A 587-nucleotide genomic window follows, 5' to 3' on the forward strand; every position below is an offset into this window, starting at 1 on the left:
TTTAATGCTGCTCAAGATGTTGAGATACTTCTCGCCAAATGGCACCTTAAGGTTGTTGGCCTTGTATACCTGGACAATGACTTCCACTACCCAGTACCATTTTGTGGTTCACCATAGCAGAGAAAGAGTTGGTCTGACTGTTGCAGTTTCTGTTGCAATATCAGAAAATATTAAAGGGTTAGTTCACCCAAAAATGAAAATAATGTCATTTATTACTCACCCTCATGCCGTTCCACACCCGTAAGACCTTCGTTAATCTTCGGAACGCAAATTGAGATATTTTTGTTTAAATCCGATGGCTCCGTGAGGCCTCCATAGGGAGCAATGACATTTCCTCTCTCAAGATCCATAAAGGTACTAAAAACATATTTAAATCAGTTCATGTGAGTACAGTGGTTCAATATTAATATTATAAAGCGACGAGAATATTTTTGGTGTGCCAAAAAAACAAAATAACGATTTATATAGTGATGGCCGATTTCAAAACACTGCTTCATGAAGCTTCGAAGCTTTATGAATCTTTTGTTTCAAATCAGTGGTTCGGAGTGTGTATCAAACTGCCAAAGTCATGCCCCCAGTGGTGGACC

General features: G+C 39.0%; 1 protein-coding gene. It reads left to right on the forward strand.

The window, feature by feature from the left end; all coding sequences use genetic code 11:
* The coding region (locus tag GWK16_RS25075) for a hypothetical protein (protein WP_211187730.1) at nucleotides 1-244 on the forward strand (244 nt) is incomplete at its 5' end.
* Between the last annotated feature and the right edge of the window lie 343 nt (nucleotides 245-587).

Origin of the sequence: Neoroseomonas marina (assembly GCF_012927745.1) — a bacterium.
Lineage (GTDB): Bacteria > Pseudomonadota > Alphaproteobacteria > Acetobacterales > Acetobacteraceae > Neoroseomonas > Neoroseomonas marina.